The sequence below is a fragment of the Gemmiger formicilis genome (genome assembly GCF_016901605.1).
GTDB lineage: Bacteria > Bacillota > Clostridia > Oscillospirales > Ruminococcaceae > Gemmiger > Gemmiger formicilis_B.
On record NZ_JACJKP010000362.1, the window covers coordinates 1 to 700 of the forward strand.

Here is a 700-nt window from a genome sequence, read left to right on the forward strand (position 1 = left end):
CCTTTCTGTAAACGGGACCTCCGACTGTTACGCTTATGGAACATTTTTTGAACCGGCCGGCAGCAAAATTCAGATCACGGATACAAACGGGACTGTGTTCCAGACCATTTCTCTCCTGCCCGCCGGGTCAGAGACCGCCGTGCTGGCTTATGCCTGTGTCGGCCCGGTCAATGCCGGGTATGGAGTGCAGGTGGCCTATACGTCTTAAACGGTCTGTTTCCTGTACCGACAGACGGCGGGGCGCAAATCGACACGAAGGATGGTGAGATATATTGTTGAATCGTATAAAGAAGCATCGGGGGACATTTCTTGGCATCTTCGTGATTCTCATCTTGCTGGAAGGGGTCTTCCTATTGGTGCAAACCGGCCTTTTCGATGCTGTCATCTGGCGCTTCAAAGTCTGGCAGGCGGCAGAAAGCGGCATGCCTTTTCAGATGAAAGATATGTTTCCGTTTTCATGGGATTCGCTTTATCTCTTGCACGAGCCGTACAGCGACGGCTATGAACTGAAGGAAAAATACGGGCTGGATTTTACGATTCCCACCGGTGACATGGATACACAGATACGGCTGCTGTTTTTTGAGGGCGGCCAATTGGTGAAAGTTGTCAAATTGGATAAATTTGCAAATGACTTTGCTTTATCTGTGGAGCAAATCTTTCCGAATGATACCTTTGTTGCAGAAAAGAGAAATGGTCTGGA

General features: G+C 49.0%; 2 protein-coding genes. Both read left to right on the forward strand.

Annotated elements, in window-relative coordinates:
* The coding region (locus H6B10_RS14860; RefSeq protein ID WP_204652294.1) for a hypothetical protein at positions 1 to 208 on the forward strand (208 nt) is incomplete at its 5' end.
* Between the two features lie 67 nt (positions 209 to 275).
* Positions 276 to 700, forward strand: a 425-nt coding sequence (locus H6B10_RS14865; RefSeq protein ID WP_204652295.1) for a hypothetical protein, incomplete at its 3' end; no start/stop codon positions are given.